Origin of the sequence: Streptomyces sp. NPDC058291 (assembly GCF_042880855.1) — a bacterium.
GTDB lineage: Bacteria > Actinomycetota > Actinomycetes > Streptomycetales > Streptomycetaceae > Streptomyces.
Window position 1 is genome coordinate 52784 of the sequence record NZ_JBHVYK010000014.1, and the last position, 25989, is coordinate 78772.

22 protein-coding genes are annotated in these 25989 nt (G+C 73.5%); 9 read left to right on the forward strand and 13 right to left on the reverse strand.

Annotation, left to right across the window (positions count from 1 at the left end):
* Positions 1-117: 117 nt before the first annotated feature.
* The 3 genes from ACFVYK_RS09895 (at position 118) to ACFVYK_RS09905 (ending at position 3818) form a co-directional block, all read left to right on the forward strand.
* Complete coding sequence (locus tag ACFVYK_RS09895) at positions 118-2343, forward strand: acetate--CoA ligase family protein (RefSeq protein WP_389770874.1); 2226 nt, start codon at positions 118-120, stop codon at positions 2341-2343.
* A 31-nt stretch (positions 2344-2374) separates the two neighbouring features.
* Entirely contained in the window at positions 2375-3172 is a 798-nt protein-coding gene (locus tag ACFVYK_RS09900) for an enoyl-CoA hydratase/isomerase family protein (RefSeq protein ID WP_389770876.1), read from the forward strand.
* 67 nt (positions 3173-3239) lie between these two features.
* Entirely contained in the window at positions 3240-3818 is a 579-nt protein-coding gene (locus ACFVYK_RS09905) for a flavin reductase family protein (RefSeq protein WP_389771006.1), read from the forward strand.
* A 170-nt stretch (positions 3819-3988) separates the two neighbouring features.
* On the opposite strand, the gene ACFVYK_RS09910 is transcribed toward ACFVYK_RS09905, so the two are convergent.
* Positions 3989-5500: a multicopper oxidase family protein gene (locus tag ACFVYK_RS09910; RefSeq protein WP_389770878.1), complete on the reverse strand. Its 1512-nt coding sequence runs from the start codon at positions 5498-5500 to the stop codon at positions 3989-3991.
* Between the two features lie 244 nt (positions 5501-5744).
* The gene (locus ACFVYK_RS09915) at positions 5745-7070 is read right to left on the reverse strand and encodes an MFS transporter (protein WP_389770881.1); all 1326 of its coding nucleotides are present in this window, start codon (positions 7068-7070) and stop codon (positions 5745-5747) included.
* Positions 7071-7141: 71 nt separating this feature from the next.
* Here ACFVYK_RS09915 and ACFVYK_RS09920 point away from each other — a divergent pair, with 71 nt between their 5' ends.
* Positions 7142-8206 carry a GlxA family transcriptional regulator gene (locus tag ACFVYK_RS09920; RefSeq protein WP_389770883.1) on the forward strand — a complete coding sequence of 355 codons (1065 nt, stop codon included), beginning with the start codon at positions 7142-7144 and terminating at the stop codon, positions 8204-8206.
* Positions 8207-8572: 366 nt separating this feature from the next.
* Here the strand turns inward: ACFVYK_RS09920 and ACFVYK_RS09925 are convergent, their stop codons facing one another.
* The 3 genes from ACFVYK_RS09925 to ACFVYK_RS09935 form a co-directional block, all read right to left on the reverse strand.
* Positions 8573-9622 (reverse strand): Zn-dependent alcohol dehydrogenase, encoded by a 1050-nt coding sequence (locus ACFVYK_RS09925; protein WP_389770886.1) that lies wholly within the window; start codon positions 9620-9622, stop codon positions 8573-8575.
* A 19-nt stretch (positions 9623-9641) separates the two neighbouring features.
* Positions 9642-10790, reverse strand: coding sequence for an acyl-CoA dehydrogenase family protein (locus ACFVYK_RS09930; protein ID WP_389770889.1), 1149 nt, complete (start codon positions 10788-10790; stop codon positions 9642-9644).
* A 100-nt stretch (positions 10791-10890) separates the two neighbouring features.
* Positions 10891-11805, reverse strand: coding sequence for an SDR family oxidoreductase (locus ACFVYK_RS09935; protein ID WP_389770892.1), 915 nt, complete (start codon positions 11803-11805; stop codon positions 10891-10893).
* Between the two features lie 101 nt (positions 11806-11906).
* Here ACFVYK_RS09935 and ACFVYK_RS09940 point away from each other — a divergent pair, with 101 nt between their 5' ends.
* A complete protein-coding gene (locus ACFVYK_RS09940) occupies positions 11907-12833 on the forward strand; it encodes a cyclase family protein (protein WP_389770895.1) in 927 nt (308 codons plus the stop codon).
* Between the two features lie 471 nt (positions 12834-13304).
* Here ACFVYK_RS09940 and ACFVYK_RS09945 read toward each other — a convergent pair whose 3' ends face one another.
* The 4 genes from ACFVYK_RS09945 to ACFVYK_RS09960 all read right to left on the reverse strand — a co-directional run bounded on the left by ACFVYK_RS09945 (position 13305) and on the right by ACFVYK_RS09960 (position 17627).
* Positions 13305-13817, reverse strand: a complete 513-nt coding sequence (locus ACFVYK_RS09945; RefSeq protein ID WP_389771009.1) for an ATP-binding protein — start codon at positions 13815-13817, stop codon at positions 13305-13307.
* Positions 13818-14349: 532 nt separating this feature from the next.
* The gene (locus tag ACFVYK_RS09950) at positions 14350-15249 is read right to left on the reverse strand and encodes an acyl-CoA dehydrogenase family protein (protein ID WP_389770897.1); all 900 of its coding nucleotides are present in this window, start codon (positions 15247-15249) and stop codon (positions 14350-14352) included.
* 10 nt (positions 15250-15259) lie between these two features.
* On the reverse strand, positions 15260-16396 hold the full coding sequence (locus tag ACFVYK_RS09955) for an acyl-CoA dehydrogenase family protein (protein WP_389770900.1): 1137 nt from the start codon (positions 16394-16396) through the stop codon (positions 15260-15262).
* A 34-nt stretch (positions 16397-16430) separates the two neighbouring features.
* Positions 16431-17627, reverse strand: coding sequence for an amidohydrolase family protein (locus ACFVYK_RS09960; protein WP_389770903.1), 1197 nt, complete (start codon positions 17625-17627; stop codon positions 16431-16433).
* Positions 17628-17806: 179 nt separating this feature from the next.
* On the opposite strand from ACFVYK_RS09960, the gene ACFVYK_RS09965 reads away from it, so the two are divergent.
* A complete protein-coding gene (locus ACFVYK_RS09965) occupies positions 17807-19360 on the forward strand; it encodes a class I adenylate-forming enzyme family protein (RefSeq protein ID WP_389770906.1) in 1554 nt (517 codons plus the stop codon).
* Here ACFVYK_RS09965 and ACFVYK_RS09970 read toward each other — a convergent pair.
* Entirely contained in the window at positions 19344-19856 is a 513-nt protein-coding gene (locus tag ACFVYK_RS09970) for an EF-hand domain-containing protein (protein ID WP_389770909.1), read from the reverse strand. The two genes, ACFVYK_RS09965 and ACFVYK_RS09970, sit on opposite strands and share 17 nt — an antisense overlap.
* A 220-nt stretch (positions 19857-20076) precedes the next feature.
* A complete protein-coding gene (locus ACFVYK_RS09975; RefSeq protein WP_389770911.1) occupies positions 20077-20457 on the reverse strand; it encodes an STAS domain-containing protein in 381 nt (126 codons plus the stop codon).
* Positions 20458-20776: 319 nt separating this feature from the next.
* Between ACFVYK_RS09975 and ACFVYK_RS09980 the strand changes: the two genes are divergently transcribed.
* Positions 20777-21367 (forward strand): RNA polymerase sigma factor, encoded by a 591-nt coding sequence (locus ACFVYK_RS09980; protein ID WP_389770913.1) that lies wholly within the window; start codon positions 20777-20779, stop codon positions 21365-21367.
* A gap of 152 nt (positions 21368-21519) precedes the next feature.
* Entirely contained in the window at positions 21520-22893 is a 1374-nt protein-coding gene (locus ACFVYK_RS09985) for a zf-HC2 domain-containing protein (protein ID WP_389771012.1), read from the forward strand.
* Between the two features lie 47 nt (positions 22894-22940).
* Here ACFVYK_RS09985 and purU read toward each other — a convergent pair whose 3' ends face one another.
* The gene (gene purU / locus ACFVYK_RS09990) at positions 22941-23825 is read right to left on the reverse strand and encodes a formyltetrahydrofolate deformylase (RefSeq protein WP_389770915.1); all 885 of its coding nucleotides are present in this window, start codon (positions 23823-23825) and stop codon (positions 22941-22943) included.
* Positions 23826-23934: 109 nt separating this feature from the next.
* The gene (locus ACFVYK_RS09995) at positions 23935-24435 is read right to left on the reverse strand and encodes a hypothetical protein (RefSeq protein ID WP_389770918.1); all 501 of its coding nucleotides are present in this window, start codon (positions 24433-24435) and stop codon (positions 23935-23937) included.
* Between the two features lie 118 nt (positions 24436-24553).
* Between ACFVYK_RS09995 and ACFVYK_RS10000 the strand changes: the two genes are divergently transcribed.
* Positions 24554-25915 carry an ABC transporter substrate-binding protein gene (locus ACFVYK_RS10000; protein WP_389770920.1) on the forward strand — a complete coding sequence of 454 codons (1362 nt, stop codon included), beginning with the start codon at positions 24554-24556 and terminating at the stop codon, positions 25913-25915.
* The last annotated feature ends 74 nt before the right edge of the window (positions 25916-25989 follow it).

Below are 25989 nucleotides of genomic sequence, written 5' to 3' on the forward strand. Positions count from 1 at the left end.
GGATCCGTCCCTTTCTGTGTGCACGCCCATTCCTGACGGACCGTCAGTTATGTAACCTGACAGAGCGTCAGTTACTCGACGGTCACTCACGGCAGTCACACAGGAGCGGGCGGACCGATGCTTGGATCAACCCACGGCACCCTCACCACCGGCTCCCGCCGGGCCCGGGTCATCGCGTGCGGCGAAGAGCCCGGGCCCGCCGTCCACGGACGGCCGGCCCAGGCGGACGACCTCGACGTCAGCGGCCGTCCGCTGTACGCCGACGTCCCCGATCTGGACCGGTTCTTCCGGCCCGGATCCGTCGCGGTCGTCGGCGCCTCGGACGCCGAAGGACGCCCGAACACCGGTGTCACCCGGCAGCTGGTGAGCTGGGCGGAGCGGGTGGGGGCGCGGCTGCACCCCGTGCACCCCACCCGCGCGACGGTGTTCGGCCTGCCCTGCGTCGCGTCCGTCGCCGATCTGCCCGAGCAGGTCGACCTGGCGGTGCTGCTGGTCTCCGACCCGCTGCCGGTGATCGAGCGACTGGCCGACACCAAGGTGAAGTTCGCGGTCGTCTTCGCCTCCGGTTTCGCGGAGACCGGCGACGAGGGCGCGGCCGCGCAGGAACGCCTGGCGGCCGCGGTGGAACGTTCCGGCATACGGCTGCTCGGCCCCAACACCAACCTCAACGCCTTCGAACGGTTCCGCGACGACCTCACCGGGCCGGCGATCGCGCTGATCACCCAGTCCGGTCACCAGGGCCGCCCGGTCTTCGCCCTGCAGGAGCTCGGCGTGCGCCTCTCGCACTGGGCGCCGACCGGCAACGAGGCCGACCTGGAGACCGCGGACTTCCTCTCCTACTTCGCCGAGCGCCCCGAGGTCGGCGCGATCGCCTGCTACGTCGAGGGCCTCAAGGACGGCCGGTCCTTCCTGCTGGCCGCCGACCGGGCCGCCCGGCGCGGGGTGCCGGTGGTCGCGGTCAAGGTGGGCCGCACCGAGGCCGGCGCCCGTACCGCCGCCACCCACACCGGCAAGCTGACCGGCGCGGACGAGGTCGTCGACGCGGCGATGCGGCAGTACGGCGTGATCCGCGTCGACGGTCTGGACGAACTGCAGGACACGGCGACCCTGTTGGCGCGGGCCCGGCCGCCGCAGGCCCCGGGCGTGGTGATCTACTCCATCTCGGGCGGCACCGGCGCCCACGCGGCCGACCTGGCCACGGCGGCCGGCCTGGACCTGCCGGTCCTGTCGAGCGCCAAACAGGCCGAACTGCACCAGTGGATCCCCGAGTACCTGAACGTGGCCAACCCGGTGGACAACGGCGGTCACCCGGTCGGTGACTGGCGCGGCCGGAAGATCATCGACGCGATACTCGACGACCCGGCGGTGGGCGTCCTGATCTGTCCGGTCACCGGGCCCTTCCCGCCCCTCAGCGACCGTCTGGTCCAGGACCTGGTGGACGCGGCGGAACGGACGGACAAGCTCGTGTGCGTGGTGTGGGGCTCCCCGGTGGGCACCGAACCCGCCTACCGCGAGGTGCTGCTCGGCTCCTCCCGGGTGGCCACCTTCCGCACCCTGGCCAACTGCGTCTCGGCCGTCCGCGCCCATCTCGACCACCACCGTTTCGTGAGCGGTTACCGCTCCCCCTTCGACCGGGCCCCGCGCACCCCGTCCCCGTCCTTCCGCAAGGCGCAGCTGCTGATGCGCCCGGGACAGCAGTTGAGCGAGCACGCGGCCAAGCAACTGCTGCGGGCGTACGGCATCCGCGTTCCGCGCGAGCAGCTGGTCACCAGCGCGGCGGCGGCCGTGCGGGCGGCGGGGCTGGTCGGCTACCCGGTGGTGATGAAGGCCTCCGGCGGGCAGATCGCCCACAAGACCGAGCTGGGCCTGGTCAAGGTCGGGCTGACCTCGGCGAGCCAGGTCCGCGACGCCTACCGCGAGCTGACCGACGTCGCCCGCTACGAGGGCGTCGCGCTGGACGGCGTCCTGGTGTGCCAGATGGTCGAGCGGGGCGTGGAGATGGTGGTGGGCGTCACCCACGACGACCTGTTCGGGCCCACGGTCACGGTCGGGCTGGGCGGGGTCCTGGTCGAGGTCCTGCGGGACGCCGCCGTGCGCGTCCCGCCCTTCGGTGAGGACCAGGCCCGGGACATGCTGGCCGAGCTGCGCGGGAGGGCGCTGCTGGACGGCGTCCGCGGCCGGCCCCCGGCCGACGTGGACGCGCTCGTCGAGGTCGTCCTGCGGGTGCAGCGCATGGCCCTGGAACTCGGCGACGACCTGGCCGAGCTCGACGTCAACCCGCTGGTGGTCCTGGACCGGGGCCAGGGCGCGGTGGCCCTGGACGCGCTGGCGGTGTGCCGGTGAGGACCCTCTCGCGCACCCGCGGGGGCGGCGCATGACCGCGCCGGAGCCGTCGATACGCCGCAGCACCGACCGTCAGGTCACGCTGCTGACCCTCGACCGCCCCGAGGCCCTGAACGCCCTCACCCCCGACGGGCGCGACCGCCTGATCGCGCTCCTCCACGAGGCCTCGGCGGATCCGGACGTCCGGGCGGTGATCCTCACCGGCGCGGGCCGCGGTTTCTGCGCGGGAGCGGATCTGCGGGGCGGCGCCGCGCGCGGGGAGCGGGTCGCCGGCGACGTCGCCCGCACCCTGCGCCTCGGCGCCCAGCGTCTGGTCGCCGCCGTCCTGGACTGCGAGAAGCCGGTGATCGCCGCGGTGAACGGCACGGCCGCCGGACTCGGCGCGCACCTCGCGCTCGCCTGCGACCTGGTGTTGGCCGCCGAATCGGCCCGCTTCATCGAGGTGTTCGTCCGCCGCGGCCTGGTCCCCGACGGCGGCGGCGCCTACCTGCTGCCCCGCCTGATCGGCCCGCAGCGCGCCAAGGAGCTGATGTTCTTCGGCGACGCGCTCGGTGCGCCGGACGCCGAACGCCTGGGCCTGGTCAACCGGGTCGTCCCGGACGGTGAGTTGGACGCGACGGCCCGCGCATGGGCGACCCGCCTGGCCACCGGCCCCACCCGCGCTCTCGCCCTCACCAAACAACTCGTCAACGCCTCCCTGGACGCGGACCGCGCCACGGCCTTCGCCGCCGAGGCCGCCGCCCAGGAGATCAACATGACGACGGCGGACGCCCAGGAGGGCGTGACGAGCTTCGTGGAGCGCAGGGCGGCCGAGTTCCGCGGCCGGTGACGATCGGCCGGGCCGTGCGCTCCCACCCCTTCCGATCTGACGCTTCGTCAGCTTCAATGAGGACATGATGGGACACGCGGGAATGGCGGCCGCCGCCGTCCGGTACCTGAGGGCAGGCCCGGTCGAGCCGCTGCCGCGCCCGAAGTTGCGGTGTGTGCGCGAGGACGAACGGGCGCCCGTCGAGCCGGGGGAGTTCCGGCGGGTGCTCGGGGCCTTCGCGTCCGGGGTGACCGTCGTGACGGCGCCGACGCCGGAGGGACCCGCCGGCTTCGCCTGTCAGTCCTTCTCCTCGCTCTCCCTGGATCCGCCCCTGGTCGCCTTCATGGTCGGCCGCACCTCCACGACCTGGCCGCGCATCGCCCGCGCGGGCGTCTTCTGCGTCAACGTGCTCAGCGCCCGGCAGGGGACGCTGTGCCGCGCCTTCGCGGCCAGCGGCACGGACAAGTTCGCGGGCGTCGACCACGACCCGGCGCCGGTCTCGGGCGCCCCGCGTCTGGCGGGCGCGCTCGCCTGGATCGACTGCGCGATCCACGCCGTCCACACCGGCGGCGACCACCTCGTCGTCGTGGGCCGGGTGAACGCCCTGGGAATCGGCGAGGGCGCGGACGAGGCGCCCCTGCTGTTCCACCGGGGCCGGTTCCTCTGACCCCGCGGCCCGCCGCCCGTCCGTTCGCCGCCCGCCGCCGACTGTCCGGCGCCCGCCGCCGCCGTTCGCCGCGGCCGTTCGCCGCGTGCCGTTCGCCGCGGCCGTTCGCCGCGGCCGTTCGCCGCGGCCGTTCACCGCCGCCGTTCACCGCCGCCGTTCACCGCGGCCGTTCATTTCACGTACTCGACGATCTGCATCATGCCTTCGTCGCCGTGCTGGACCTGGTGGCAGTGCAGCAACGAGCGGCCGGTGAAGTCCTCGGCGCGCAACCGGAAGGTGACCGAGCCGTTCGGCGGGACGGCGACGGTGTCGTGCCAGACGGGCGTCTCCAGCCGGCGGTTGTCCACGGCGGTCACCAGGAAGTGGTTGGTGTGCAGGTGGAAGGGGTGATGGCTGTGGGCGTGCGAGTCGTTGACCACCGTCCACTCCTCGACCTCGCCCAGCCGCACCCGCTGGTTGACGAAGCCGGACGAGTAGCGGCCCCAGGCGACGTCGCTCCGGCCGCCCTGGGGGGCGGCGGGCGGGGTCTCGCCGTCGCCCAGGATGCGGTAGGCGTTCGGGAACGCGCCCGAGAAGACGTTCTCGTAGCTGCGGAAGGTCAGCGTCCGGGTACGGGTGGGCTCGGGCAGCTCGGTCGGCGGGCCGGGCAGCCGGGCCGGCAGCGACATCGTGCGGGCGGCTCCGGTGACGACGAGCGTGAGCAGGTGCTGCGAGGGGCCGCCGCCGGTCAGCTTGTAGGTGCCCGGCTCGCCGCCGCGGACCAGCAGGTCCACCCGTCCGCCCATGGGCAGGGTCACTCCGGTGGTCGCGACCGGTTTCGTGAAGGTGACGCCGTCACAGGCGATCTGGTGCATCTCCTGGCCGGCCAGGCTCAGGAAGTGAGCCGTGAGCCCGCCGGCGTTGACGACCCGCCAGCGCTGAATCTCCCCCGGGGCGATGGTCAGCACGGGGTCCTTCGCACCGTTGACCAGGAAGGTCGAGGCGATGCCGTCGTAGACGCCTTCCGAGGTCAGGTCCGGCACCCGTCCGCCGGACACCTTCAGCTCGCTGATGCAGACGACGACCTCCCGGGCGGCGGCGATCTCGGGCACCGCGTCGACGTCCCCGTCCACGACGAGCACTCCCGCCATGCCGCCCAGCAGCTGGGTCGCGGTGGACCCGTGGTGGTGGGGGTGGTACCAATACGTTCCGGCCGGGTGATCGGCCGGCACCCGGATGCTGCTGCGCTGGGCGCCGCCGGGCTCGAAGACGCGGAAGACGTTGTCCGCGTCGCCCGTGGGGTCCACGTGCATGCCGTGGGTGTGCAGGTTGAAGCTGTTGAAGTGGTGCGGGACGTTCATGTCCTGGTGCGCCGCGTCGCCGTTCGCCGGCAGCGCGTTGATCTGGGTGATCTCCAGGGAGTCCCCCGGGTGCACCCGCAGCGTGGGCCCCGGCACGCTTCCCTCGTAGGTGCGGGTGGACACGCGGCCGACCCCCGGGACGTCCAACTCCGTGAACCGGACGGTCAGTTCGGTCTTCAGCCGCCCCGTGCCGGGCGACGAACTGCGGGTTTCCGGCTCCGGGAAGACCGGGTCGGTCGCCTGCCGCGCCGCCGCGGGCGGACCGGCCGCCCCTGCGGCCACGACGGCCCCGGCGGCGAGAGGCAGGCTTTTCAGTACGCCACGACGGGACAGTGCTGTCATGAGGTGCCTCCACAGGCAGTGAGCGGCAGAGCGGGTCGAAGAACCTCACATTACGGAACGTGGCCGTCCGGTACGTGGAGTAATCACCGGCGGGTTGCGCGAGCCCCCGGTCGGCCGCACACCCTGCCGCCTCGGGCCCGCCCGCCCGACTGCCGCCGCCCTCCGCCTCGGCCCCGCCCGCCCGACTGCCGCCGCCCTCCGCCTCCGCCTCGGGCCGCACGTCGCCCGTCACCAGGGCCGCCCGTCACGCCGCCCCCGGCGCCGCCGTCGGGAACAAGGCCGCGGGCCTGCGCCTGATCACCAACGCCATCAGGGCCGCCGCGGCGCACAGCGCCCCCGAGCCGTACCAGACGACGTCGTACGAGCCGAACGCGTCCCGGGCCACGCCGCCCAGGAAGGCGACCAGGGCCGCACCCACCTGGTGCGAGGCCAGGACCCAGCCGAACACGATGGCGCTGTCCTCGCCGTAGTGCTCGCGGCACAGGGCCAGGGTGGGCGGGACGGTGGCCACCCAGTCGAGGCCGTAGAAGACGATGAAGAACAGCATCGGCGGGTGGACCGAGGGGGCCAGCAGCATGGGCAGGAAGAGCAGCGAGACCCCGCGCAGCGCGTAGTACACCGCCAGCAGTCGGCGGGCCTCGAAGCGGTCGGTGAACCAGCCGGAGGCGATCGTGCCGACCACGTCGAACACCCCGACGACGGCGAGCAGCGAGGCCGCGGCCGTGACCGGCATGCCGTGGTCGTGGGCGGCCGGCACGAAGTGGGTCTGCACCAGGCCGTTGGTCGAGGCGCCGCAGATCGCGAAGGTGCCGGCCAGCAGCCAGAAGGGGCCCGTGCGCACCGCCGAGGAGAGCACCCGCAGGGTGCGCCGGGCGGCGCCCGGCACCGCCGCCGGCCTGGGCACGAACTCCGTCGCGCCATAGGGCTTCTGGCCCACGTCGGCCGGATGGTCGCGCAGCAGCAGCCAGACGAAGGGGACGACGGCGAGCGCGGCCAGCGCGACCGTCACCGCGGCCGGACGCCAGTCGTAGCGGGTGATCGTCCAGGACAGCAGCGGCAGGAAGATCAGCTGCCCGGAGGCGGAGGCCGCGGTCAGGATGCCGCTGACCAGGCCCCGCCGCTCGGTGAACCACCGGTTGGTGACCGTCGCGGCGAACGCGAGCGCCATCGAGCCCGAGCCGAGGCCCACCAGCAGGCCCCAGTACAGCATCAGCTGCCAGGCGGCCGTCATCCACACCGTCAGCAGGGAGCCGACCGAGATCACCGTCAGGGCCACGGCCACCACCCGGCGGATGCCGAAGCGGTCCATCAGCGCGGCCGCGAACGGGGCGGTCAGGCCGTACAGCGCGAGGTTGACCGAGACGGCCGCGCCGATCGTGCCGCGCGACCAGCCGAACTCGGCGTGCAACGGGTCGATGAGGAGACCGGGAAGCGAGCGGAAGGCCGCCGCCCCGATGATCGTGACGAAGGTGACGGCGACGACGAACCAGGCACGGTGGACGCGGACGCGGGCCGGTTTCTTCTGGTTCGGTCGCCCGGCGGCTGCGGGCGCTTCGGTTGTCTGGGTCACGTCCTAGAGCTTCGGGCACCCGAGCACGCCCAACGAGTGGCCCGACAGACAGCATTCGCTAGGATCGGGCCATGCGTCCCGGCGAACCCCCCTACCGTCCCCACCGCGTCGCCGTCCTCGCCCTGGACGGCCTGCTCCCCTTCGAGCTGGGCATCCCGCACCGCATCTTCGGCCGCCCCAAGGACGCCGAGGGCCGGCCCCTGTACGAGGTCGTCACCTGCTCCGTGCGCCCGCCGGGCCCCGTCGAGACGGACGCCGACTTCGCCGTCGACGTCGCGAACGGCCCCGAGGCGCTGGCCACCGCCGACACCGTGATCGTCCCGGCCTCCTACGAACTGGGCCCGGTCTTCGAACAGGGCGTCCTGACCGACGAGCTCGCCGCCGCCCTCGCCCGCATCCGGCCCGGCACCCGCCTCGCCTCCATCTGCACCGGCGTGTACGTCCTGGCCGCCGCCGGCTTCCTCGACGGCCGCCCCGCCACCACCCACTGGGCCGACGCCGAGCGCCTCCAGCGGCTCTTTCCGCGGATCGACGTCGACCCGGACGTGCTGTTCGTCGACGACGGCGACGTGCTCACCTCGGCGGGCGTCGCCGCGGGGATCGACCTGTGCCTGCACATGGTGCGCCGCGACCACGGCACCGCCGTCGCCAACGACGTCGCCCGCCGCACGGTCGTACCGCCGTACCGCGACGGCGGCCAGGCGCAGTACATCGAGCGTCCCGTGCCCGACCCGCAGCAGGCGACCACGACCGCCGCCCGTGCCTGGGCGCTGGGCCGTCTGCACGAGCCGATCCAGCTGCGGGACATGGCCGAGCAGGAGGCCATGTCGGTGCGGACGTTCACCCGGCGCTTCCGCGAGGAGGTCGGGATCAGCCCCGGCCAGTGGCTCGCCCAGCAGCGCGTCGAGCGGGCCCGACACCTGCTGGAGTCCAGTGACCTGTCCGTCGACCGCATCGCCCGCGACGCCGGCTTCGGCACCGCCCAGTCGATGCGCCAGCACCTACAGGCGGCTCTCGGGGTCACCCCCACCGCGTATCGCCGCACCTTCCGCACCGGCGGCGGCCGGGGCGCCGAGAGCGGCGGCCCGGACGTCACCGGGCGCGCGGCCCACGGCCCGATCGGCGTCCCGAGCTGAGCCCCCGACCGCCCGCACCTCGCCGTACCCGCCGGGACGCTCGCGCACCAGGAACACCAGGGCCAGCGGGGCCATGGCGACCGGCATACGGGCGCCGACGGCGGTGCAGGCCCACGCCAGGACCTGCCGGGAGGCGACGTCGCGGTAGCTCATGAGCCGACCGTAGGGGGTGGCGCAGACGCCGTCCCAGCGGTTTTCCGCAGCCTGTGGACGACCGGGGATCAGCGGCCGGTCCGGCCGGGGTGAAGGCGGTGTCCCGCCACTCGGCGTCGACGGCGCCGACCTGCACGAGGCGGTACACGACCTGGACCAGGCCGAGACGCTGTTCAGCGGCGCCCGCCGGCCGGGGCCGCGGCCCGTCGACGGTCAGAACGTCAGCACCGCGCGCGCCACCCGCCCCGCCTCCGCGTCCGCCGCGGCCTTCTCGAAGTCCTCGACCGGGTAGGTCTGGGTGACGAGCTCGTCGAGCAGCAGCCGGCCCTCGCGGTACAGCTCCGCGTACAGGGGCACGTCCCGCTGCGGCCGGGACGCGCCGTACCGGCAGCCCAGGATCGACTTGTCCAGGAACAGGGAGGAGACGAGGAAGGACGCCTCGGCGGTCGCCGGCGGCACCCCCAGCAGCACCGCCTGACCGTGCCGGTCGAGCAGGTCGACGGCCGTCCTGATCAGCTCGACCCGGCCCACGCACTCGAAGACGTGGTCCGCGCCCGTCGGCAGCACCCCCCGCACGCCGTCCGCCGACCTCAGAAAGTGCGTGGCCCCGAACCGGCGGGCCGCCGCCTCCTTCGCCGGGTTCGCGTCGACGGCGACGATCCGCGAGGCGCCCGCGATCCGCGCGCCCTGCAGCACGTTCAGCCCGATCCCGCCCGTCCCGATGACGACGACGCTCTCCCCCTGGCCCACCCGCGCGCGGTTGAGGACGGCCCCGACCCCGGTCAGCACCCCGCACCCGATCAGCGCGGCGGACGTCAGCGGCACGTCCGTCGGGATGCGGACCGCCTGGACGGCCTTGACGACCGTCCGCTCGGCGAAGGCGGAGTTCGCCGCGAACTGGAACAGCGGCCGCCCCGCGCGCGTGAACGGCTTCCCCGGCCGTCCGATGGCCTGCCGGCACATCGTCGGCCGGCCGCGGTCGCACTCCGCGCAGGCCCCGCAGTTGGCCAGCGTGGACAGCGCGACGTGGTCGCCCGGCACGACGTGGGAGACCCCGGCGCCCACCGCCTCGACCACCCCCGCGCCCTCGTGGCCGAGGACGACGGGCGTCGGGAAGGGGATCGTCCCGTCGACGACCGACAGGTCGCTGTGGCACAGCCCGGCGGCCGCGATGGCGACGAGCACCTCGCCCGGCCCCGGCTCGCGCACCTCCAGGTCGTCGACGACCTCGGCCCGCTTCCCGTCGAACACCACGCCTCGCATCACGCTGCTCCCCTCCGCCTCATCCCTTGGGTTGCCTGGGCAGACCGAGCACGCGCTCGGCGATGATCGTGCGCTGGATCTGGTCCGAGCCGCCGTACACGGTGTCGGCCCGCGAGAACAGGAACAGGTGCTGCGCGTCGTCCAGTTCGTACGGCGAGGCGGGCGACCAGTCGGTGGGGCCGACGCCCGCCGCCGCCCCCCGCACCTGCATCGCCGCCTCCCCGAGCCGCTGGTGCCAGCCCGCCCACAGCAGCTTCGCCACGCTGGGCGCGCCCGGTCCGCCCGAACCCCCCAGCGTCCGCAGCGCGTTCCACCGCATGGTGCGCAACTCCGCCCACAGCCGCACCAGTCGCTCGCGTGTCACGGGGTCGTCGGCCGCCCCGGTCTCCACGGCCGTGCGCACCACCCGCGCCAGCTCCGCCGCGAAACCGATCTGCTGGGCGAGCGTCGACACCCCGCGCTCGAAGCCCAGGAGGCTCATCGCGACCCGCCAGCCGTCGCCCTCCGCGCCGACGACGTGCTCCGCGCGCGCGAGGGCCCCGTCGAAGAAGACCTCGTTGAAGTCGCTCGTGCCGGTGAGCTGCCGGATCGGCCGGACCTCGATCCGTCCCGGCTGGTCCATGGGCAGCAGCAGGAAGGTCAGCCCGTGGTGCCGCCTCGACTGCGGGTCGGTGCGCGCGAGCACGAAGCACCAGTCGGCCTCGTGGGCGAGGGAGGTCCAGATCTTCTGCCCGGTGACCCGGTACGAGCGCCCGTCGTCGGCGCGTTGCGCCCTCGTGCGCACACCGGCCAGGTCGGACCCTGCCCCGGGCTCGCTGTACCCCTGGCACCAGAGCTCGTCCCCGGCGGCGATCGGCGGCAGGAACCGGGACTTCTGCCGCGCCGTGCCGTGCGCGAGGAGGGTGGGCGCGAGCAGGTTCTCCCCGATGTGCCCCGACCGCGCCGGGGCCTCGGACCGGGCGTACTCCTCGGCCCAGGCGACCTGCTGCGTGAGGGTCGCGGTCCGGTTGCCGTACCCGTCCTGCGGCCACCCGAGCCCGATCCACCCGCCGGCCCCGAGGGTGCGTTCCCAGGCCCGGCGACCGGCGGCGTGCGGGACGTGCGCGTGGAGCCAGTCACGCACCTCGGCGCGGAACTCCTCGTCCGCGGGACTTGATCCGAAATCCACGGCACCGCCTCACGTCGGGGGCAAGCTGCCCGCTCGGGGGCGCGGGGAGCTGCGCGACCAGCCGCAGACGACCCGCACCCGGAAACCTCAGGAAGCACGCTCAGGCGTTGGGCCGGCTCCCCTCCCGCGCTGCCCGCGCCATCTCCTCCAGCCGCGCGAGCATCGGCATCGGATCCACCCCGACCGTCGCGGGCAGCACCTCGGCGATCCGCTCCGGCGTCCAGGGACCCCCCTGCGCGTACGCCGCGCGCAGTTCCCTCGGCTGCGCCCACACCGCGATCTTCGGGCCCGCGACGGTGTACACCTGCCCGGTGACCCCGGCCTCCCGCGCCCGGTCCGACAGGAGGTAGACCACGAAGGCGGCCACGTCCTGCGGCTCGCCCATCTCCGACAGCTCCATGGGCACGCCGGCCGACATCCGCGTGCGGGCCACGGGGGCCACCGCGTTGGCCGTCACGCCGTACTTGTGCAGGCCCAGCGCGGCGCTGCGCACCAGCGAGATGATCCCGCCCTTGGCCGCGCTGTAGTTGGCCTGGGACACCGAGCCCTGGTGGTTGCCGCTGGTGAAGCCGATCAGCGTGCCGGAGCGCTGTGCGCGCATCACCGCCGACGCGGCCCGGAACACCGTGAAGGTGCCCTTGAGGTGTGTGGCGACGACCGGGTCCCACTCCTCCTCGGACATGTTGAACAGCATCCGCTCGCGCAGGATCCCGGCCACGCACACGACCCCGTCGAGGCGTCCGTACGACGCCAGCGCGGTGTCGACCACCCGTTGCCCGCCGGCCATGGTCGAGATGTCGTCGGCGACGGCGACCGCCTCCCCTCCCGCCGCCTCGATCTCCTTGACGACGGCCTCGGCGATCTCGCTGGCGGGTGCGGCCCCGTCCACGCCGACGCCGTAGTCGTTGACGACGACCCGCGCGCCCTGCGCCGCCGCCGCGAGCGCCACCGCCCGCCCGATGCCTCGTCCCGCGCCCGTGACGGCGACGGCCTTGCCGGCCAGGAAGTTCCCCATGTCCGGCCCCCTCCCGCAGTTTCTGACGGACCGTTAGATTTGACTGCGAGGTCTACCTTGACCCGTCCGCCGGTCGGGGACAAGCCCCAAGGAGGCACCGAATGACACTGCCGGCCGAGTTCCACGACATCGCCAAGCGCGTCAACAACTGGGGGCGCTGGGGGGCCGACGACGAGATCGGCACGCTGAACCTGATCACCGACGACGTGGTCCGCGCCGCGGCCGCCGAGATCCGCACCGGCCGCCGCGTCCCGCTGGCGCTGCCCCTGCGGGAGGACGGCGTGCAGAGCGGGCTGATCCCGGGGCGGGTCAACCCCCTGCACACCATGGTGCAGATCAACCAGGAGATCTTCGGTCCGGGCACGGTGGCGTGCAGCGACGACGCCGTGACGATGGGCCTGCAGGCCGGCACCCACTGGGACGCGCTGACCCACGTGTCGCACTCGGGAAAGCTCTACAACGGCCGTCCGGCGGCCACCGTCACCGCGCACGGGGGAGCCGCGTTCAGCGGCATCGACAAGGCCCGGCACGTCGTCTCGCGCGGGGTGCTGCTGGACGTGGCCCGGGCGCGGGGCGTCGACCGGCTGGCGGGCGGCCACGCGGTCACCCCGCAGGACCTGGACGCGGCGGAGGAACTGGCGGGCACGCGGGTGCGCGCCGGCGACGTGGTGCTCGTACGGACCGGGCAGGTCCAGGTCTATCTGAGCGGCGACAAGCACGGTTACGGCCATCCGTCCCCGGGGCTGTCCGTCCGCACCCCGGAGTGGTTCCACGCGCGCGACGTGGCCGCCGTCGCCAACGACACGCTGACGTTCGAGATCTTCCCGCCGGAGATCGAGGACCTGTGGCTGCCCGTGCACGCGCTCCACCTGGTCGAGATGGGGATGCTGCAGGGCCAGAACTGGAATCTCGAAAAGTTGTCCACAGCCTGTGGACAAACCGGCCGCTACGCCTTCCTGCTGTCGGCGATGCCCGAGCCCTTCGTCGGCGGCACGGGAACCCCGGTGGCCCCCGTGGCCGTGCTCTGAGCGGTCGAGGAGGAGCGCCACCGAGAACGAGGGCCGTCGAGAACGAGGGCCGTCGAGAACGAACGTGTCGGCCGGCGGCGCGCGGCTGCCCGCCCCGAGCACGGCACCGCGCACCGCCATCCGCCTCCGGCGCCCCCCATCGACTCCCCTTCTCCCCCTAGGAAACCGTCGACGCCGAATAGCGACCCGCGCTCGACAAGGGCCCCCGTCACCGAGGCCCTCGCCGTCCCCTCGCGGCGCATCGCTGCCCACAAGCGTGATCAAACGGACACGCCTCGTCAACACCTGCGGGGCGATTTATCCCTTAGGTCCGGTTCGTAGCGGGCGCGCACGGAAGCACGGACGGGCGCACCGCCCCCCGGCCGACGAGAACCGTCGGTCCCGCCTGCTTCCGTGCACCGCACCCTGCCCGGCGTTTCGCGCCCGGAGGCCGCCGAGGGCACACGGCCGGGAGCGTGCGCCGACGGAACGTCACACCGCCTCGTAGGCGAGGCCTCCATAGGCGGGCGCGGGCTTCGGCCGTACCGCGACCGCCCGTTCGGCCACGACCGCGCACTCCGCGACGCCGCCCCGGTCGGTCTCCGTCCGGCCCGGGGCGGCACAGCGGTCGAGTTCGCACCAGATGCGCTTGCCCGCGCCCTCGACGCTCCAGCCCCAGCGGTCCGCGAGTCCGTCGACGAGCGCCAGGCCGCGGCCGCCGGTCGCCTCGTCCCCGGCGCAGCGGGGCACGGGGGCCCGGTCGCTGGCGTCGGCCACCTCCAGGCGGACGACGGACGGCTCGGCCGCCGCGCCCGGCAGGGAGAGCCGCAGCACGGCCGGACAGCCGGTGTGCACCACGGCGTTGGTGACCAGCTCGGAGACGAGCAGGATCAGCGTCTCGGCGAGCGGCTCCTCGTCCGCTATCCCCGACCCGGCGAGGCGCGAGCGGGCCCACCTGCGGGCGCGCCCCACCTCAGCGGGGTCGGGCCGGATCTCCAGCTGCACTTGAAGCACCTGCACCGCTCACACCATCCGAACCGGCGGACACATGGCCGTGCGCCACTCGAGCCACGCGAGCCGCGTGAGCACCGTGACGACGGGGGCCACGATCGTAGCCATTTTCTGCATGGCCAGAACAACAGCCAGAGGCAGGGTGACGGAACGTGAATCCCTGAGGAGACAGCTTGGTTGACATACAGTCACCTCAACAAGCGCTTCGGGCATATTCCATCGCGAAGGAGTACCCGTGCGGCATACTGTGCGACGCTCGTTGCGGGGAGTCGAACAGGCGGGGGCGTGAAGGCCGTCCGCCCTGCGAGCGGCGGCGCGCACCGCCGGATCCGGCATCACCCCGGGGGCGCCGCCGGCATGGCTCATGCTCGGAACCACTCGCATCCCACAGAAGGTACCGGAGAGGTCCGCCGACTCCGGGCCGTGACGGGTCACGCATCGGACACAACCCGGTATCAACGCTCCGTGATTCCGCTGTGCCACGATCCGCGACACCCGCGCGGCCGCCCGCCCGCCGCGCGCGCCGTCACCGCAGGCGGGCCCGCCCACGGTCGGCCCCGGACAGCAGATCCCGCGCGAGCAGCTCCTCACTCTCCGTGCCGCCGCCCGCACGGCGGGTGCGCACCCAGGCGCGTTTCAGCAGCAGATGGACGTCCGCCTCCCAGGTGAAGCCCATGCCGCCGTGCACCTGGAGGCAGTCGCGCGCACCGCGCACGGCGGCCTCGTCGGCGAGGAGCCGGGCGGCCGCGATGTCGGCCGGGTCGGCCGTGACGGCGGCCGCGTAGACCGCCGCGCGGGCCGTCTCGACCCGCACCAGCAGATCCGCGCACAGATGCTTGACCGCCTGGAAGGCTCCGATGGGCCGGCCGAACTGCTCTCGCGTCCGCGCGTGTTGCACGGCCAGCTCGCACGCGCGCGTGGCGGTGCCGAGCTGCTCCGCGGCGGTGAGGAGGACCGCGTGCGGATCGGCGGCCCCGCGCGCGGGAACCGTGTGCAGCGGCGTGAGCGGGTCCACGCAGTCCAGCGGCACGGCCCCGTCGGCGTCACCGCGCACGACGTCCGCCTGCGCGAGCCACTCCACCAGCCCGCCGCCGTCGACGGCCGCGACGACCGTCTCCCCCTGCGCCGCGCCGGGCACCCGGCCCGCCGCGAGGTGGGTGGCCAGCAGCGGCCCCGGGAGCAGGGCCCGGCCCGCCTCCTCGAACGCCAACACCGCCTCGGGCAGCCCGAGTCCCACGCCGCCGTCCGCCTCGGGCAGTCGCAGCGCGAAGAACCCCGCGGCCCCCAGCTCGCGCCACAGCGCCCGGTCCAGCCGCCCCGGCCGGTCCACGGCGGCCCGCAGCGCCGCCCGGTCGAACCGGCGCGCCAGCATCCCGCGCACGCCGTCCCGCAACGCGCGTTGGTCGTCCGTCAGTCGAAAGCGCATGGCCGGCGGTTCACCTCCCCTTCGGCAGTCCCAGGATCCGCTCGCCCACGATGTCGCGCTGGATCTGCGAGGTGCCGGCCGCGATCGTGTACGACAGCGAGGACAGCCGGTCGCGGACCCAGGGCCGGCCGAGGTCGAGGGCCGCGTCGCCGAGGACCTCGGCGGCGGCGTCGTACAGCTCCTGGCGCGCCTGCGAGTACCGCAGTTTGAACACCGAGCCCCCGACGCCCGGCACCCCGCCGCGGGCGGCCTCCGCCTCGCTCACGTTGCCCTGCGTCAGCCGCCACAGCGCCCGGAAGTCGGCGTTGAGGCGGCCCAGGCGCCGGCGCAGGGCGGGATCGTCCCAGCGCCCGTCGCGGCACGCCTGCGCGGCCAGTTCGCCCAGCACGCGCCGGCAGGCGACGACCTCGCCCACGAAGGCGGTGCCGCGCTCGAAGGACAGCGTCACCATCGTCACCCGCCAGCCGTCGTTCTCCTCCCCCACCCGGTTGGCCGCCGGCACCCGCACCTCGTCGAGGAACACCTCGGCGAACTCGGCGGATCCGGCGAGGGTGCGCAGCGGCCGCACGGTGATCCCGGGCGCGTCCATGGGCATGGCCAGCCAGGTGATGCCCCGGTGCCTGGGCGCGTCCGGGTCCGTGCGGACCAGCAGCTCGCACCAGTCGGCGACCTCCGCGTGCGAGGTCCAGATCTTGGACCCGCTCACCACGTAGTCGTCGCCGTCGCGCCACGCGCGCGTGCGCAGGGCCGCGAGGTCGGACCCGGCGCCGGGTTCGCTGAAGCCCTGGCACCAGACCTCCTCGCCGCGCAGGACGGGCGGCAGCCAGCGGGCCCGCTGTTCGGCCGTCCCCTCGGCGGCGATGGTCGGCCCCGCGTGCAGCAGTCCGACGAAGTTGGCCCCCACGTAGGGCGCGCCCGCCTTCTCGGTCTCCTCCAGGAAGATCAGCCGGACGCCGGGCGAGGCCTCCCAGTGCACGTCGGCGTACCCGGCCTCGTACAGGGTCCGCTGCCAGCCGAGGTCGTAGGCGCGGCGGCCGGGCCAGTCGTCCGGGGAGGGCTGCGGCGGGAGCGCGGGCAGGGTCCTGGCGAGCCACTCGCGCAGCCGGGCCCGGAACTCCGCGTCCTCGGGACTGTCCGAGAGGTCCATGGTCGTGGTCCCCCTGTCCTGGCCGCCGCGCCGGCTACTTGTCGAGGTCCAGGCCGAGCATGCGGATCGCGTTGCCGCGCATCAGCTTGTAGACCGTCTCCTCGTCGAGGCCCTTGACGTGGTCGAGGGCGACCTCCTTGGTGTGCGGGAAGGTCGAGTCGACGTGCGGGTAGTCGGTCTCGAAGGTGGCGTTGTCGCGTCCGACCGCGTCCAGCGAGGCGACGCCGTGCTTGTCGCGGAAGAAGCAGCAGAAGATCTGCCGGTAGTAGTACGTGGACGGCGGCTCGGGGACGAGGTCCCGCACGCCGCCCCACGCGCGGTGCTCCGCCCAGACGTCGTCGGCGCGTTCCAGGGCGTAGGGGATCCAGCCCATCTGCCCTTCCGAGTAGGCGAGCTTGAGGCGCGGGAACCGCACCAGGACGCCGCTGAAAAGGTAGTCCATCATCGAGGCCATCGCGTTGTTGAACGACAGCGACGCCTGGACGGCCGGGGGCGCGTCGGGCGAGGCGGCCGGCATCTGCGACGACGAGCCGATGTGCATGTTGACGACCGTCCCGGTCTCCTCGCACACGGCGAAGAACGGGTCCCAGTAGCCCGAGTGGATCGAGGGCAGCCCCAGGTGGCTGGGGATCTCGGAGAAGGTCACCGCGCGCACCCCGCGGGCCGCGTTGCGCCGGATCTCCGTCACCGCCAGGGCGACGTCCCACAGCGGGATCAGGCACAGCGGGATCAGCCGGCCGCCGCTGTCCCCGCACCACTCCTCGACCATCCAGTCGTTGTAGGCGCGCACACAGGCGAGCGCGACCTCCTTGTCGTGCGCCTCGGAGAAGGTCTGCCCGCAAAAGCGTGGGAAGGACGGGAAGCACAGGGAGGCCTCGACGTGGTTGAGGTCCATGTCCGCCAGCCTGGCCTTCGGGTCCCAGCACCCGCGGCGCATCTCCTCGCGCGTGATGCCCTCCAGCGTCATCTCGTCGCGGTCGAAGCCGACGGCGGCGATGTTGCGCTTGTACGGGAACTTCAGGTCCTCGTAGATCCACCAGTCGGTGGGCTGGCCGTCCGGGTCCATGGTGATCCGGTACTTCCCGGCCACGTAGGCGAGTTCGCCGATCCCGGCGGTGAGGGGCTGCGGCCCCCGCTCCCGGTACCTGCGCGGCAGCCAGGTCGCGAAGAGGTGCGCGGGCTCGATCACATGATCGTCGACGCTGACGATGCGCGGCAGTTCGGTGCTCATGGCTTCCCCTCCGCCTGGCGGTGCGCCAGTCGTCCCACGCGCTGTCCGCAGCGCTATCTGATGGGCCGTCAGATGCTTTCTTCCCAGCAGGCTAGTCCGCGACCCCTGGACCGACAAGGCGGCCGGCCCTACGCTCTGCCGAAAATCTGACTGACCGTCAGCTATGTCAGGGGGCCGACGTGCACGACACCGCCACCGCCACCGCCCACGAGCTGAGCGCCTCCCGCACGCTGTGGGAGCTGCTCGCCCGCCGCGCCGGCCTCACGCCCGACCGCCGGGTCCTCCTCCAGGAGGATCGCGCCCTGACCTTCGGCGAGCTGCGCGAGAGGGCCGAGCGGGCCGCGGCGGGGCTGTACGCCATGGGCGTGCGCCCCGGCACGGTCGTCGCCTGGCAGCTGCCCACCCGCCTGGAGACGGCCGTCCTGTCCTTCGCCCTGGCCCGGCTGGGAGCCGTGCAGACCCCGGTCATCCCGTTCTACCGCGACCGCGAGGTCGGCTTCGCGCTGCGCGAGTCGAAGGCGGAGTTCTTCGCGGTGCCGGGCGTCTGGCGGGGCTTCGACCACGGTGAGATGGCCCGCCGGCTCGGCGCGAAGGGCGTCTTCGAGGCGTACGACGAACTCCCCGACGGCGATCCGGCCGTGCTCCCGCCGCCGCCCGCCGAGGGCGTCTCGGTGCGCTGGATCTACTGGACCTCGGGGACCACCTCGAACCCCAAGGGCGTGCTGCACACCGACCGTTCGCTGATCGCGGGCGGCTCGTGCCTCGCCCACGCGCTCCGGCTGACCCCTGACGACGTCGGCTCGATGGCGTTCCCGTACGCCCACATCGCCGGCCCCGACTACACCGTCATGCTCCTGCTGTACGGCTTCCCTGCGGTGATGTTCGAGCACTTCGCACTGCCGGAAGCGCTGGAGGGGTACCGCCGGCACGGCGTGACGGTCGCGGGCGGGTCGACGGCGTTCTACTCGATGTTCCTCGCCGAGCAGCGCAGACGGCCGGGCGTCCCCGTGATCCCCACCCTGCGGCTGCTCGCGGGCGGCGGAGCGCCCAAGCCGCCGGAGGTCTACCACTCCGTCGTGCGCGAGATGGGCGTGCAGCTCACCCACGGATACGGGATGACGGAGGTGCCGATGATCACCATGGGGTCGCCGGACGACACCGCGGAGCACCTCGCGACGACCGAGGGGAGGCCCCCGCGGGGCATGGAGATCCGCGTGGTGGACGGAGAGGTGCGGCTGCGCGGGGAGGCCGTGTGCCGGGGGTACCTGGACCCCGCCCAGACCGCCGAGGCGTTCGACGCGGACGGGTTCCTGCGCACCGGCGACCTGGGGCACGTGACCGACAGCGGCCATCTGGTCCTCACCGGACGGCTGAAGGACGTGATCATCCGCAAGGGCGAGAACGTGTCCGCGAAGGAGATCGAGGACCTGCTCGCCGCGCACCCGGCCGTCGCGGACGTGGCGGTGATCGGCCTGCCCGACGCGGAGCGCGGCGAACTGGTGTGCGCGGTGGTGGAACGGGCGCCGGCGGCCGCGGAACCGCTGACCCTGGCGGCGGTGACCGCGTACCTGCGCGCGGGCGGGCTGTCGGTGCACAAGCTGCCCGAGCGGCTGGAGGTGGTGGAGTCCCTTCCGCGCAACGACACGCTGCGCAAGGTCCTCAAGTACAAGCTCCGCGAACGCTACGCGCGGGCCGCTCGGCCGCCCGTTCCGGAGGCTATTCGGGAACGGTGAAGTAGCGCGCGAAGGCCGGCACGATCTCCGCCTCGCCGACCTTGCCGTCCGCGTCGGCGTCGAGGACGGCGGCGGCTCCTCGGGCGACCTCGTCGGGCGCACCGAGAGCGCGCAGCACCCGCACGGTGTCCTCGACCGTCGCCCGGCCGTCGCCGTCGGCGTCCGCGACCGCCAGGGCGGCGTGCAGGAAGGGGCGGGCGATCTCGGCGAACCGCTCCGGGTTGTCGCGCAGGCGCTTGACCGCGCTGTTCACGAACTCGTCCCGGGAGATGCGCTGGTCGCCGTCCCGGTCGGCGATGCCGGCCATGCCCTGCCAGAACGCCTCGGCCCCCGCGTAGAGGGCCTGCCCCTTGTCGGAGCGCGCCGCGGTCCCGAACTCCGCCAGCACCGCCTTGGCCGCGGCGGCGAAGTCCGCCCGGTCGATGTCACCGTTGCCGTCCTGGTCGAAGGTGGCGAACCGGGCGGCGATCCTGCGCTCGTACTCACTGCTGACCATGTCTACTCGGGCCGCCTTACGTCGTCACGTGATGAGGTGTGTGCCGTGCCGCCGGCCGCGCGCCGGCGGTGGGTGGTGCCGGGGCCCTTCCCGGCGTGCGTCGGAGAGTGCTTCCGGCAGGGAGCGTACGACGCCGAAGGGGCCGGGGTGGCCGGAAGGCGACGCCTGTGCCGAGACCGGGGGAATTCCGGGACATACGTGTGGCATGCGGGCGCACGGTTCATGCCGAGAGGGGCTCGGTCCCGTCGTCCACGGCGTCGGCGAGATCGCCGTAGACGTCGAAGAGCCGGCGCACGCCCAGCGCGCCCAAGACCCGGTTGACGTGGGAGCCCTCGGCCGCGCCGTGCGCGGGGAGGATCAGCCGCAGCCGTCCACGGCAGGAGCGGATGAGCCGGCGGGCCGCGATCAGGACGCCGACGCCGCTGGAGTCGCAGAAATACACGTCGGAGAGGTCCAGGACGAGACGGTGGCGCCCCTCGGCCACCTCGTCATGCACCCGTTGTCGCAGCACCGGGGACGTCACCAGGTCCAGCTCGCCCGACACGTGGAGCACGGCCCATCCGCCCTGCTCGCCGCCGGTCACTTTGAAGGTCACCACCACGCCCTTCGCTCGCTGTAGCCGGCTGGAAACGGAAGCCGTTCCTTCGGTTCCTTGCAGCGCGGCTGCCCAGCGGCCGTGCCCCGAAACGCTGAAGGAAAAACAGAAAGCAAAGGAAATAGGCCTGTTTCTGTCATATACAGTCCGGTTCGATCCGAGCCCGTCGGGTAGGCGCGGCCCATACCACCCCGTCGCGGACCGGGGGCGCACCTTGAAACAAAGGGGCGTGCATTGTCGTACGTGCCGACTACATTCGAGGAGACGGTGGACGCACGCTGGACACACGCACGGTCCGAGGGACGGACACGGGTGAGGGGGCCGCATGGCGAAGAAGGACGCACCGCCCCGCTGGGACCGCAAGATGCAGCAGCGGCTCGCGCGCGGTGAGGCGGCCGCCCTCGGCGAGCTCTATGACCGGTTCGCTTCCCTCGTGCACGGTCTCGCCCATCGCGTGCTCGGAGACGAACGAGCGGCCGACCACGTCACCCGCGAGGTCTTCGCCCTGGTGTGGGAGCACCCCGACGCCTACGACCCCCAGCAGGGCCCGCTGCGCACCTGGGTCGCCGCGCTGACCCACCGTCTCGCCGTGCAGCGGCTGCGCGCCACCGAGACCGCCGCGCTGGCCGAGACCGGCCGCGGCACGCCCGAGGCGACCGAGGAACTGGAGCGCAGGGTGCGGCACGCGTCCGTCGCCGCCCGCGCCGACTACATCGTCCAGGCCATGCCCGCACCCCTGCGCGCCGCCCTGGAACTCGCCTACTTCCAGCGCCGCGACTACCGCCAGACCGCGGCCGACCTCGGCGTCACCGAGGACGAGGCCCGCCGCCGGCTCCGCCTGGGCCTGCAGCTGCTGTCCACCGCCCACGACGCCGCGGCCCCCGGGGCCCCGCCCGGATACGGGGGTGCCGCGTGAGCGACGCGATCCCCTGGCCTTCGTACGACGACGGCGAAGGCGAGGAGGACGGGGAACGGGACGGCCGGCCGGGCGGCGGCCGGCGGGACCAGACGCAGGGTCAGGAGCGGGAACACACACAGGCGCACGGCGAGGACAGGGTGCCCACCGGAATGAACGGGCCGAACGACACGAGCGGGTCCGGCGGGCCGTACGGACCGGGCGACCCCGGAGCCGGGGGCGGCGACGGCGGCCGGGACACGCCCTCGGCCCCGGACCCCGGGCGGCCGCCCCGCATCCCGCAGCCCCGCACGTCCGTCGAGGACGGCGGGCTGCCGCTGCCCGCGCCGCCGGAGCCGGCCGTCCCGCAACCACCCGTGCCGGCGCACCCGGTGCTCAAGTCCCTGCTGGGCGCCTGGGCGCTGGCGGCCTGCTCCGCCGAGGAGACGGCGGCCGTCGAGGAGCACCTCGGAGACTGCGGCGCCTGCGCCGACGAGGCACGGCGGCTGCGCGAGGCGGTCGGCCTGCTGCAGCGCCCGGAGAGCCTCGACCTGGACCCCGGTCTGCGCACCCGCGTCCTCGACGGCGCTCTGACCCGCCGTCCGCCCCGGATCCCGGTGCCGTCCTGGGCGCAGCCCTACGACGCCGAGACCGCGCGACTGGACGCCCTGCTCCAGGACTTCGGGGACGCCGAGTGGCACGCCCCCGTCCGGCTGCGCTGGTACCGCGGCCGGCAGGCCACGAGCCGCCGGACCACGGTCGCCGGGGTCATCGCCCACCTGCTCGCGGTGGACGGACTGGTCGCCCTGGCCCTGGGACTCGACGACCCGCTGGTCACGGAAGGGACGCTCAAGGCGGACGAGGCGGGTGACAGCGCGGCGGGCGGGAGCGCGGCGGGCGGCCCGGCCGACACCCCGGCACACCGCACCGAGGCCTTCTGGGCCGGCTCGCACTTCCCGCCGACCCGTTCCGTGCGCGGCCCCTGGCGCGAACAGAGCCACGCCCTGGTGCGCACGGTGTCGTTCACCGGCGGAGAGGGCCACGGCGCCATGCCGGTGTCCTACGGCGGCTTCGAACTGCCCCTGCGGGACGCCATGCTGGACCGCGCCTTCGAATGCTGGGTGCACGCCGAGGACATCGCCGAAGCGGTCGACTACCCGTACGCGCCGCCCGCGCCGCGCCATCTGCACGGCATGATCGACCTGGCCGCCCGGATGCTGCCCGAGACGCTCGCGGCCCGCCGCCGCGCGGGACTCGCCACACCCCCGCAGCGCACCCGCCATCTGGTGAGCGCCGGCCGCCCCGGCCGCAGCGTGCGGCTGGAGATCGAGGGCTCCGGCGGAGGCCAGTGGCTGATCCCCCTGGACTCGCCGGGCGCGGTGGGCTCCGCCGACCACGAGGTGGCCCATGTGGCTCTGGACGACGTCGAGTTCTGCCGCCTCGCCGCGGGCCATGTGCCCCCCGAGGAGGCGGCCGCGGGACAGGTCGGCGACCGCGAGGCGATCCGGGACGTCCTGTTCGCCGCGGCGAGCCTGAGCCGGATGTAGGGGCGGCCGGCCTCCGGGGAAGAAGGGGCCGGGCCCTGGCAGTGCCGCTAGGCGAAGACGACCGTGCGTCGGCCGTTGAGCAGGATGCGGCGCTCCGCGTGCCACTTGACGGCCCTGGCCAGCGCCTGGCACTCCACGTCCCGCCCGATGGCGACGAGCTGGTCCGGCGTGACGCCGTGCCCCACCCGCTCGACCTCCTGCTCGATGATCGGGCCCTCGTCGAGGTCGGCGGTGACATAGTGCGCCGTCGCGCCGATCAGCTTCACACCCCGCGCGTGCGCCTGGTGGTACGGCTTCGCGCCCTTGAAGCTCGGCAGGAAGGAGTGGTGGATGTTGATGATCCGCCCGCTGAGCTGCTTGCACAGGTCGTCGGAGAGGACCTGCATGTAGCGGGCCAGCACGACCAGTTCGACGTCCTGCTCCCGGACCAGCTCCAGCAGCCGGGCCTCGGCCTGCGCCTTGTTCTCCTTCGTCACCGGAATGTGGTGGAAGGGAATGTTGTACGAGCCCACGAGCTCGGCGAAGTCGGTGTGGTTGGACACCACGGCCGCGATCTCCACCGGCAGCGCCCCGATGCTGGCGCGGAACAGCAGGTCGTTCAGGCAGTGCCCGAACCTGCTGACCATGAGGACGATGCGCATCTTGTCGTCGGCCCGGTTGATCTGCCAGTCCATGTGGAACGAGTCGCCGATCGCGGCGAAGCTCGCCCGCAGCTTGTCCACGGTCACCGGGGACTCGGCCGAGAAGTGGACGCGCAGGAAGAACAGGCCCGTGTCGTGGTCGCCGAACTGCTGACTGTCCTCGATGTTGCAGCCGGTCATGAAGAGGTAGCTCGACACGGCGTGCACGATGCCCTGCTTGTCGGGGCAGGAGAGCGTGAGGACGTACTGGTCGGCGGGGTTCGCCGCGGCTCGGCCGGACTGCGCGTTCATGCCCGACAGGGTCGCATACCGCCCAGCGCCGTGGGCAATCGTCCCGCAGGGCGGAACGGAACGGCACGTCCGGTGCCGGTTCTGATCCCGGTCCCGGCGCCCGGCGCGCCTACGCCGCCCGCGTCATGATCCGCAGGACCTCCAGGGTCCGGGGCGGTGCGTCGGGGTCGTCGCCGTCGCTCGTCGCCATGCGCACATGCGCGTCCCGAGCCGCCCGCACCGCGTCCGGCCACCCCTGGTGGTCGACGTACGCGGAGACCTGGGCGTCCGGCCCGACCTGGTGCATGATCCGCAGCACCCGCAGCACGGCGGTGTCGACGAGGGCGGCCTCCTGCGAGTCGCGGAAGATCGTCCCGACGTACTTCTCGGCGGACCAGTTGTCGAGCCAGGTGTCCTCGACCAGGCGGTACACGGCGTCGGTGACGTCCCCGTACCCCTCGACGCCGGCCAGCCAGACGTTCTGCTGGAACACCGGATCGGAGAGCATGTGCAGCGCGGAGCGCACATTGCTGCGCCAGCGCCACCACGGCATGTCGTTGAGTGGCATGCCGCCCATGGTGAACGAGCGACGGCCGCGACGGGAAGAGTTCTCCGAACCTTGCACGGTCACCGATCGTACGTTTCCTCACCCCACGGGCTTCACGGACCCCGGCAATTCACCGTCCCGTCACCGTGCGTCGACCGGAGGTCACTCCGGGGTTGGTGATGTGACGGAATCGTGCGTGTCCATGACCGGCAGGCGACGCACGTCCACGCGAAGCACCTTCCTCCCCGGGTCCGTCCGCTTCACCGGGTCCGTCAGAGCGGCCGCCCTCACGGCGGGCGCCCTGACCGCCTGTGCGTCGCTCGCCGTCGGCTGCGGGGTCGTCCCCGGCGCCACGGGCGGCTCCGGGGACGACCCGATCGTCGTGATGACGTGGGCGCCCGAGGGGACGTCCGCGACCAACGAGCCCGGCATGCCCGCCTTCGCCCGCGCCTACGCCCGCTGGATCAACGCGGCCGGGGGCCTGAACGGCCGCAGACTCAAGGTCCTGACCTGCAACGACCACAACGACACGGTGGCCGCGGCCACGTGCGCCCGGCAGGCCGTCAAGGAGCACGCGGTCGCCGTCGTCGGCTCCTACAGCCAGCACTCCGACGCCTTCTTCCCGCACCTGGAAGGCGCCGGCATCCCCTACATCGGCGGCTACGGCGTCACGAACGCCGAGTTCACCAGCCCGCTGTCCTATCCGGTCAACGGCGGTCAGCCCGCGCTGCTGGCCGGGCTCGGCAAGGAGCTGGCCGCCGACTGCGGCCCGGTCTCGCTGGTCCGCCCCGACACCATCGCGGGCGACGCCCTGCCCACGATGCTCGACGCCGGACTGACGGCGGGCGGCCACGACGAGGCCGACGACCAGCGGGCCCCGGAGGACGCCGCCGAGTACGCGAAACAGGCCGAGACCGCGCTCGCGCACGCGAGCGACGGCGGAACCGGCACGAACGGCGGGACCGGCGGGAAGGGCGCAAGGAAGGGGAAGGGCTGTGTGGTCACCGCGCTCGGGGACCGCACCAGCACCTTCATGGACTCCTTCCGCCGCACCCGTGCGGACCACCCCGAGGTGCGCACGGCCACCGTCCTCGGCAGCGTCGACCAGACGGTGATCGACGCGGCCGGCGCCGCCTCCGGGCCCTTCGAGGGGGCGTACGTCACCGGCTGGTATCCCGAGGCGAGGGATCCCGCCTGGGCGCCGATGAAGAAGGTGATCAGCGAGGCGGCCTTCTCCGACACCCGGATCGACCCGACCGACACCGGGGTGCAGACCACCTGGATCGCCTACACCGTGTTCCGGCAGGCCGTGGAGTCGCTGGACGGCGGTGACGTGACCGCCGACACCGTGCGCGGCGCGCTGGACGACGGCCTGCGGATCACCACGGGCGGGCTCACGCCGACGCTCCGCTGGCAGTTCTCCGACCGGCTCGCCTCCATCGGCTTCCCCCGCCTGGTCAACGCCGACGTCACGCTCCAGAAAGTGCGGAAGGGCCGGCTGGTGGCCGCCGAGAAGGGCTTCGTCGACGTGACGAAGACCCTGCAGAAGGCGGACGTGGACTGACCGGCCCCCCGCGGGGCTACAGCTGGGTGGGCCCCCCGCGGGACTACACCTGGTGGGGCCCCCGCGGGACTACA

Bases quoted from the DNA above. Each gene is read 5' to 3' on its own strand.
- ACFVYK_RS09895 (WP_389770874.1), top strand. From the start codon at position 118: ATGCTTGGATCAACCCACGGCACCCTCACCACCGGCTCCCGCCGGGCC.
- ACFVYK_RS09900 (WP_389770876.1), top strand. From the start codon at position 2,375: ATGACCGCGCCGGAGCCGTCGATACGCCGCAGCACCGACCGTCAGGTC.
- ACFVYK_RS09905 (WP_389771006.1), top strand. From the start codon at position 3,240: ATGGGACACGCGGGAATGGCGGCCGCCGCCGTCCGGTACCTGAGGGCA.
- ACFVYK_RS09910 (WP_389770878.1), bottom strand. From the start codon at position 5,500: ATGACAGCACTGTCCCGTCGTGGCGTACTGAAAAGCCTGCCTCTCGCC.
- ACFVYK_RS09920 (WP_389770883.1), top strand. From the start codon at position 7,142: ATGCGTCCCGGCGAACCCCCCTACCGTCCCCACCGCGTCGCCGTCCTC.
- ACFVYK_RS09925 (WP_389770886.1), bottom strand. From the start codon at position 9,622: ATGCGAGGCGTGGTGTTCGACGGGAAGCGGGCCGAGGTCGTCGACGAC.
- ACFVYK_RS09935 (WP_389770892.1), bottom strand. From the start codon at position 11,805: ATGGGGAACTTCCTGGCCGGCAAGGCCGTCGCCGTCACGGGCGCGGGA.
- ACFVYK_RS09940 (WP_389770895.1), top strand. From the start codon at position 11,907: ATGACACTGCCGGCCGAGTTCCACGACATCGCCAAGCGCGTCAACAAC.
- ACFVYK_RS09950 (WP_389770897.1), bottom strand. From the start codon at position 15,249: ATGCGCTTTCGACTGACGGACGACCAACGCGCGTTGCGGGACGGCGTG.
- ACFVYK_RS09955 (WP_389770900.1), bottom strand. From the start codon at position 16,396: ATGGACCTCTCGGACAGTCCCGAGGACGCGGAGTTCCGGGCCCGGCTG.
- ACFVYK_RS09960 (WP_389770903.1), bottom strand. From the start codon at position 17,627: ATGAGCACCGAACTGCCGCGCATCGTCAGCGTCGACGATCATGTGATC.
- ACFVYK_RS09970 (WP_389770909.1), bottom strand. From the start codon at position 19,856: ATGGTCAGCAGTGAGTACGAGCGCAGGATCGCCGCCCGGTTCGCCACC.
- ACFVYK_RS09980 (WP_389770913.1), top strand. From the start codon at position 20,777: ATGGCGAAGAAGGACGCACCGCCCCGCTGGGACCGCAAGATGCAGCAG.
- ACFVYK_RS09985 (WP_389771012.1), top strand. From the start codon at position 21,520: ATGAACGGGCCGAACGACACGAGCGGGTCCGGCGGGCCGTACGGACCG.
- purU (WP_389770915.1), bottom strand. From the start codon at position 23,825: ATGAACGCGCAGTCCGGCCGAGCCGCGGCGAACCCCGCCGACCAGTAC.
- ACFVYK_RS10000 (WP_389770920.1), top strand. From the start codon at position 24,554: ATGACCGGCAGGCGACGCACGTCCACGCGAAGCACCTTCCTCCCCGGG.